Annotated in this window: 7 protein-coding genes; 4 read left to right on the forward strand and 3 right to left on the reverse strand. The window is 62.0% G+C overall.

Translation table 11 applies throughout. The features are described 5' to 3' along the window. The 3 genes from ABW043_RS08790 to ABW043_RS08800 all read right to left on the reverse strand — a co-directional run. Window positions 1-686 (reverse strand): LacI family DNA-binding transcriptional regulator (locus ABW043_RS08790; RefSeq protein ID WP_353920839.1); only part of this gene is annotated, 686 nt, incomplete at its 3' end. Window positions 687-748: 62 nt separating this feature from the next. Continuing rightward, entirely contained in the window at window positions 749-1,579 is an 831-nt protein-coding gene (gene fghA / locus ABW043_RS08795; protein ID WP_353920840.1) for an S-formylglutathione hydrolase, read from the reverse strand. A gap of 110 nt (window positions 1,580-1,689) precedes the next feature. Beyond that, the gene (locus tag ABW043_RS08800) at window positions 1,690-2,799 is read right to left on the reverse strand and encodes an S-(hydroxymethyl)glutathione dehydrogenase/class III alcohol dehydrogenase (protein WP_353920841.1); all 1,110 of its coding nucleotides are present in this window, start codon (window positions 2,797-2,799) and stop codon (window positions 1,690-1,692) included. A gap of 140 nt (window positions 2,800-2,939) precedes the next feature. On the opposite strand from ABW043_RS08800, the gene gabD reads away from it, so the two are divergent. The 4 genes from gabD to mdoH all read left to right on the forward strand — a co-directional run. After that, window positions 2,940-4,391, forward strand: a complete 1,452-nt coding sequence (gene gabD, locus ABW043_RS08805; RefSeq protein WP_353920842.1) for an NADP-dependent succinate-semialdehyde dehydrogenase — start codon at window positions 2,940-2,942, stop codon at window positions 4,389-4,391. A 346-nt stretch (window positions 4,392-4,737) separates the two neighbouring features. Beyond that, window positions 4,738-6,342, forward strand: a complete 1,605-nt coding sequence (locus ABW043_RS08810) for an OpgD/OpgG family glucan biosynthesis protein (protein ID WP_353920843.1) — start codon at window positions 4,738-4,740, stop codon at window positions 6,340-6,342. Next, window positions 6,339-6,473, forward strand: a complete 135-nt coding sequence (locus tag ABW043_RS08815) for a hypothetical protein (RefSeq protein WP_295414070.1) — start codon at window positions 6,339-6,341, stop codon at window positions 6,471-6,473. The genes ABW043_RS08810 and ABW043_RS08815 overlap by 4 nt, the downstream gene beginning before the upstream one ends. 9 nt (window positions 6,474-6,482) lie before the next feature. After that, window positions 6,483-7,476 (forward strand): glucans biosynthesis glucosyltransferase MdoH (gene mdoH / locus ABW043_RS08820; RefSeq protein ID WP_353920844.1); only part of this gene is annotated, 994 nt, incomplete at its 3' end.

The following is a 7,476-nucleotide window of genomic DNA, read 5'->3' on the forward strand; positions in this document are numbered from 1 at the left end:
CCCGAGGCGTAATTGGTGGGGCCTGAGGCCATGACGGTGACGGACATGCCGGCCGCTTTCGCGACGTCTACAAAGACGCGCTCGCGTTCGAGGAGGCTCGCGGTGCTCGCCGTGGAGGTGACGAGGGCGAGACGCTTGCAGCCGGCGCGGCGGAGCAGGAAGAAAGCTTCTCGCCCGGCCATTTCATTGTCGACGCTCAGATTATGGCAGCCGGTCAGCGGATCGTCGCGATTGATGAGGATAACCTGCTGGCCATTGGCGAGGCTGGTTTCGATCAGCTTTGCCGAGGGGGTACCGGAGAGGACCACCGTGGCGTCGGCGCGGTAGTTGAGGGTCTGGCGCAGCGCAGCGGCGACGCTTTCCTCGTCGGTGCCGGTATTGATGATCATGATCACCTTGCCGGCGGCCTGCAGTTTTCGCGTCAGGACATCTACGAGGCGAGCGCGGATGGGGGTCGTCATGTCAGCAACGACGAGGCAGACGATGTTGCTGCGCTCGCGCAGGCCCCGGGCGAGGTGATTGACGTGGTAGCCAAGCTCGCCGGCTGCTTCGAGCACCTTGCGGCGGGTTTCTTCGGAAACGCTAGCGCCATCGGTAAAGGTGCGGGACACGGCCGAGCGCGACACGCCAGCGCGTTCGGCCACCGTGCGGGCACTGACGAAGGGGCGGCGTTCCTGCTCGCTCATGGGGCTCTGCTCTTGTTCAACGGCCGCGATAGTGCGGGCATTATGGCGGCCGTCAAGGGCCGTCAGGCTTTCAGCGCTGCCGCGTGGTGGGCGATGTGCTCGCCGATGAAGCTGGCGATGAAATAGAAGGAGTGATCGTAGCCCGGGCGCAGGTTGAGGGTGACCGGGTGATCGAGGCGCCTGGCTTCGGCGGTGAAGATTTCGGGTTTTAGCTGGGTGAGCAGGAAATCGTCGGCGTCGCCCTGGTCGATGAGGATGGGAAGGCGCTCGGTGGCCGAGGCGAGGAGCGCGGTCGCGTCATACTGTTTCCAGGTCTCGCGATCGGGGCCGAGATAGGCAGTGAAGGCCTTTTCGCCCCAGGGGACCTGGCTTGGCGCGACGATGGGCGAGAAGGCCGAGACGGCGCGGTAGCGGCCGGGGTTTTTAAGGGCGATGGTGAGAGCGCCGTGGCCGCCCATGGAGTGGCCCATGATGGAACGGCGATCGTCCACCGGGAAATTGGCTTCGATCAGCACGGGGAGTTCTTCCACGATGTAGTCGTACATGCGGAAGTGGGCTGCCCACGGCTCCTCTGTGGCGTTGAGGTAGAAGCCGGCGCCCTTGCCGAGGTCGTAGGCCGGGTCGTCGGCAACGTCATCGCCGCGGGGCGAGGTGTCGGGGGCGACGACGATGACGCCGTGTTCGGCGGCATAGGCCTGGGCGCCCGATTTGGTGATGAAATTCTGCTCGGTGCAGGTGAGGCCGGAGAGCCAGTAGATGACCGGGAGGCGAGTGCCCTCTGCGTGCTGAGGCACGAAAATCCCGAAGGTCATGTCGCAGTTGAGGGTTTTCGACGTGTGCCGGAAAACGCTCTGCGTGCCGCCGAAGCTGGCGTGTTGTTCGATGAGGTTCATTGTTTGGGTCCGTTCAAGCCAACGGGTGTCATCCCCGCTAAAGCGGGGATCTCCGTTTGAAGCAGGGATTCCCGCTTTCGCGGGAACGACACCGTGAATGGGTCAAAAAATCAGTACTTGATGACCGAGCGGATGGATTTACCTTCGTGCATCAGATCAAAAGCGTGGTTGATCTCGTCGAGGCCCATGGTGTGGGTGACGAAGGGTTTGAGGTCGATCTTGCCGGCCATCGCGTCTTCGACCATGCCGGGGAGCTGGGTGCGGCCCTTGACGCCGCCGAAGGCGGTGCCCATCCATTTGCGGCCGGTGACGAGCTGGAACGGGCGGGTGGAGATTTCCTGGCCGGCGCCGGCGACGCCGATGATGATCGACTGGCCCCAGCCGCGATGGGCCGATTCAAGTGCGGCGCGCATGACGTTGACATTGCCGATGCACTCGAACGAGTGGTCGACGCCCCAGCCGGTCATTTCGACGATGACCTGCTGAATCGGTTTGTCATGGTCCTTGGGGTTGATGCAATCGGTCGCGCCGAATTCCTTGGCGAGATCGAATTTGCCCGGATTGGTGTCAATTGCAAAAATCCGGCCGGCCTTGGCCTGGCGGGCGCCCTGGATGACGGCAAGGCCAATGCCACCGAGACCGAAGACGGCGACGCTATCGCCTTCCTGCACCTTGGCCGTGTTGTGCACGGCGCCGATGCCGGTGGTGACGCCGCAACCGAGAAGGCAGACGTGCTCGTGATTGGCTTCGGGGTTGATCTTGGCAAGGGAGACCTCGGCAACGACCGTGTATTCGGAGAAGGTCGAGCAGCCCATATAGTGGTAGAGCGGCTGGCCATTATAGGAGAAGCGGGTGGTGCCATCGGGCATGACGCCCTTGCCCTGGGTGGCGCGGACGGCGGTGCAGAGATTGGTTTTGCCCGACTTGCAGAAGAGGCATTCGCCGCATTCGGCAGTGTAGAGCGGGATGACGTGGTCGCCCGGCTTGACCGAGGTGACGCCTTCGCCGACTTCGACGACTACGCCCGCGCCTTCATGGCCGAGGACGACCGGGAACAGGCCTTCCGGGTCATCGCCGGAGAGGGTGAACGCGTCGGTGTGGCAGACGCCCGTGTCGGTGATCTTGATCAGCACTTCGCCCTTCTTGGGCGGGGCGACGTCGATCTCGACGATTTCCAGGGGCTTTCCGGGTGCGAAGGCAACGGCAGCGCGGGATTTCATCTTGGGGCTCTCCTTTTGGGCGTCAGTTTCCGTTGGGTACAAGTGGAACAGAGATGGCGCAAGCCCGGTGGGTGTCCATCATCGCGAGCCTGGGTATATGTTGAGCCCAACGAATTTGAATGCGCCAAAGGGAGCCGGACATGCAGCTCAAGGATAATTCGCTTTTTCGCCAGGCCGCACTTGTGGGGGGGCGCTGGATCGAAGCGGATGGAGCGGGCATTGCAGTGACCAATCCGGCGACGGGCGAGGTGATCGGGCATGTGCCCAAGCTTGGCACTGCCGAAACGCGCGAAGCCATTGAATTTGCCGAGGGCGCGCAGAAGACCTGGGCGAAGCGGACGGCCAAGGAACGCTCCAATATCCTGCGGCGATGGTTCGAGCTGATGATCGAGAACAAGGAGGATCTGGGCAAGATCCTGACGCTTGAGCAGGGCAAGCCCGTGGCCGAGGCAACGGGGGAGATCGTCTATGGCGCAAGCTTTATCGAGTGGTTCGCGGAAGAAGCGCGGCGGGTCTATGGCGACCTGATCCCCGGCCATCGACCCGATGCGCGGATCATGGTGATGAAGCAGCCGATCGGGGTCGTCGCGGCGATTACGCCGTGGAATTTTCCCAATGCGATGATTACCCGCAAGGCGGGGCCGGCGCTGGCGGCGGGGTGCGCGATGGTTTTGAAGCCGGCGTCACAGACGCCGTTCTCGGCCATTGCTATTGCCGTGCTGTCCGAGCGCGCCGGATTGCCCAAGGGGCTTTTTAGTGTCGTGACCGGCTCCGCGAAAGAAATCGGGGCGGAGATGACCGCCAATCCGATCGTGCGGAAATTGACCTTTACCGGGTCCACCGAGGTTGGCGCCGAGCTCTACAAGCAGAGTGCGCCGACGATCAAGAAACTGGGGCTGGAGCTGGGGGGCAATGCGCCGTTTATCGTTTTTGACGATGCCGATCTCGATGCGGCGGTTGCCGGGGCGCTGATCGCCAAGTTCCGCAACAATGGGCAGACCTGCGTCTGCGCCAACCGCATCTATGTGCAGGACGGGGTGTACGACGCCTTTGCCGAAAAGCTCAGCACGGCCGTCGGGACGCTGAAGACCGGCAATGGTTTTGACGAGGGCGTCATTCTGGGGCCGCTGATCGATGAGGCGGCGCTCGAGAAGGTGGAAGAGCACGTCGCCGATGCGCTGGGGAAAGGCGCAAAGGTTTTGCGCGGGGGCAAGGTGTCGCCGCTCGGGGGCACGTTCTATGAGCCGACGGTGCTGGCCGATGTGACGGCGGATATGGCCGTGGCGCGGGAAGAGACTTTTGGGCCGGTGGCGCCGCTGTTCCGGTTCAAGGACGAGGCCGATGTCATCGCGCAGGCCAATGATACCGAATTTGGGCTCGCCTCATATTTCTATGCGCGGGACCTGAGCCGGGTGTGGCGGGTGGCCGAGGCGCTCGAATATGGGATGGTCGGAGTCAATACCGGGCTCGTCTCGACGGCCGAAGCGCCATTTGGCGGTGTGAAGTCTTCCGGACTAGGTCGGGAGGGCTCGCGCTATGGCATCGAGGACTTTGTCGAGATCAAATATGTCTGTCTGGGCGGAATTGCCTGAAAACGGCACCCGGCGGCAACGGCTAAAGCCCTGACGAGAAGCAAAGTCGACTCTTTGGCGACTGCGACAAATCGCGCACCGCAACCTCGGAAGTCACTGACTCCCGGGGTTTTTCCTTTCTGTCATGTGACAGATTTTTAACGTTTTCTTCATGCGCCAGTCTTTCGCCCCATTTGCCCCTTAGCTCAGCCTCACCTGCTCATCACGAGACGGTGAAGACGGTTTCAAGGCGGTTTTTAGGCAGCATTGCGCCATGCGTTTGCTGCATGCCCGCCATGCGACAACTTTACCGGCTTGGCGACGTTGCCGGAAATTGATGGATAGCGAAGAACAACAAGCGTCACAAATGCTCACCGCCCCAAATAATCGACTGTCTCGCCGCGCCTTTCTTTCCGGCGCCGCCGCTTCCATCGCCCTTTTGTCTTCAACATCGCTGACCCAGATGGTCTTCGCGATCGAGCCCATGTCCGGTGCGTTCGATTACGAAAGCTTCTCCCAGCGCATGAAGGACCTGGCGGCTCAGCCCTATCAGAGCCCCGTCCTGATCGACTCCCCGGTCTATACGGGCCTCAATTACGACGGCTATCGCCGCGTGCAGTTCAATACGGAAAAAGCGCGCTGGCGTGGCGACGACCACGGCTTCCAGATCCAGGCCTTCCCGCCCGGCTGGTTGTTCAAGGAAACCGTGTCGGTCTATGAGATCACCGATGGCGACGCGCATCCCTTCGCCTTCGACAGCGAAGACTTCATCTATCACTTCGATGACGATGCAGAGCGCAAGACCATCGAGACGGCGGAGTTTCCCGGCATTGCCGGCTTCCGCATCAACTATCCGATCAACACTCCGGACTTGGCTGACGAACTCGTCGCCTTCCTCGGCGCCAGCTATTTCCGCGCCCTTGGCCGCGGCAATATCTATGGTTCGAGCGCGCGTGGCCTGCTCATCAATTCCTGGCGCGAAGGCCCGGAAGAATTTCCGCGTTTCTCCGAGTTCTATGTCGAGCGCCCCACAGGCGATGGCCCGCTGACGGTCTATGCCGCGCTTGAAAGCCCGAGCGTGACCGGCGCCTATCGCTTCCTGATTTCGCCTGCGAACCAGGAGCGGCAGGAAACGGTGATGGACGTTACCGCGCGGCTCTACTTCCGCAGCGATATCGGGGAAATCGGCATTGCGCCTTTGACCTCGATGTTCCTCTACGCCGAGACCAATCGCCACCAGTTCGACGACTACCGTCCGCAGGTGCATGATTGCAGCGGCCTCGTCTTCGAGCCCGAAGCCGGCCTGCCGCAATGGCGCCAGCTCAACAACACGCCCCAGCTTGGCAATTCCTTCTTCTGGGATGCCAATATGAAGGCCTTTGGCCTTTATCAGCGCAATCGCAACTTTGACGACTATCAGGATGCCGGCGCCCATTACGAGCGCCGCCCCTCGATGCGCGTCGAGCCGACCCATGATTGGGGCCAGGGCCAGGTGCGTCTGATCGAAATTCCGGCAAAGTCGGAAACCGATGACAACATTGCGGCGTTCTGGATTCCGAACGAAGCCCCCAAGGCCGGCGATGCACGCGAATATGGCTATCGCCTGATCTGGGGTGACCTCGTTGCGCAGGAGCACGACGAACTGGCGCATGTGGTTGAAACCCGCATCGGCCAGGGTGGCGTCTCCGGCGTCGAAAACGCGGCGACCCTGCGGAAATTCGTCATCGACTTCGATGGCGGGCGTCTCGCAGAGCTGTCGCCGGACACGATCTTCGAAGTCGATGCCAAGGCATCGGCCGGTGAAATTACCTCGTCGACCTTCTCGCAGATCGACGCCAACGGACTTTGGCGTCTGGTCCTCGATGTCGAGACAGAAGGTCAGAACCTTATCGAGCTGCGGGCCAGCATTGGTTCCGGCGGCGAACCACTGACGGAAGCCTGGCTTTACCAGTGGCGCGGAGAACCTGCATGAAGCACCAGCCCTTTCAGCCCATAGACGGCCTTCCCAATGCCCCGCTCGCCATGCCCAAGCAGACGCTTGAGCGCGGCTCGGCCTTTGGCGGCTTCTTCAAGGCCTTCTTCCTCGTCTGGCAGCGCAACTAGGACTGGTGAATGGGTAATCGGCTAACCACGGGGCGGGCTGGGTGGCTGCGGCTACTCACGCTGGGCTTCGCCGCGGCCGTGAGCCTGACCGCCGGCATTGCCTTTCTCGACCTGATCGGGGGCAATCGCCCGGTCTTTCTCGACTGGGTTCGCACCATTCTTCTGGTCCTGACGGGCTTCTGGCTCGTCTGGGGCGGCACGATCGGCCTTTTGGGCGCTCTCTCGCCCAAGTCCCGGGGGCTGCTCGACCTGACACGGCCCGAAGGCAAGACCGCCGTTCTCGTGCCGATCTACAACGAAGACCCCGTCGAAACCTTTGCGCGTATCGCCGCGATGAACCGGCAGATCGTTGCCAAGGGTCTTGGCGAGCATTTTCATTTCGCCATTCTCTCGGACACGACTTCGCTTGAGGTTGCGGCCGAGGAAGCAAGCGAATTCGAACGGCTGATTGTCGAGCCGGAAGCGCCGGGGCGCATCTTTTATCGCCGCCGCGAGCGCAATGTCGGCCGCAAGGCTGGCAATATCGAAGACTTTATTGCGCGCTCGGGCGCGGCCTATGACTATGCCATCATTCTCGATGCCGACAGCCTGATGGAAGCCGACACCATGCTGGCCATGGTGCGGCGCATGGATACCGATGCCAAGCTCGGGCTGTTGCAGACCGTGCCGGTGGTTATTGCCGCGCGTACGCTGTTCGGGCGGATGATGGCTTATTCCTCGGCCTATTTTTCGCGCTATTTTGCCCGCGGCTCTGCCCTGCTGCAGGGCGAGGACGGCCCCTATTGGGGGCATAATGCCATTGTGCGCGTGCGCGCCTTTGCCTCCTGCTGCGGCCTGCCGGTGCTGTCCGGGAAGCCGCCCTATGGCGGGCATATTTTGAGCCACGACTATGTCGAGGCGGCGCTTCTGGCCCGTGGCGGCTGGAAGGTGGAGGTTGATCCCGAGCTGCTTGGTTCTTTCGAGCAGGGTCCGGAAAACCTCATCGAATATGCCAAACGTGACC

This window comes from Devosia sp., from assembly GCF_040509215.1.
Taxonomy (GTDB): Bacteria; Pseudomonadota; Alphaproteobacteria; order Rhizobiales; family Devosiaceae; genus Devosia.

Excerpts from the sequence above, each read along its gene's own strand:
- fghA (WP_353920840.1), bottom strand. The coding sequence starts at position 1,579 with ATGAACCTCATCGAACAACACGCCAGCTTCGGCGGCACGCAGAGCGTT.
- ABW043_RS08800 (WP_353920841.1), bottom strand. The coding sequence starts at position 2,799 with ATGAAATCCCGCGCTGCCGTTGCCTTCGCACCCGGAAAGCCCCTGGAA.
- gabD (WP_353920842.1), top strand. The coding sequence starts at position 2,940 with ATGCAGCTCAAGGATAATTCGCTTTTTCGCCAGGCCGCACTTGTGGGG.
- ABW043_RS08810 (WP_353920843.1), top strand. The coding sequence starts at position 4,738 with ATGCTCACCGCCCCAAATAATCGACTGTCTCGCCGCGCCTTTCTTTCC.
- ABW043_RS08815 (WP_295414070.1), top strand. The coding sequence starts at position 6,339 with ATGAAGCACCAGCCCTTTCAGCCCATAGACGGCCTTCCCAATGCCCCG.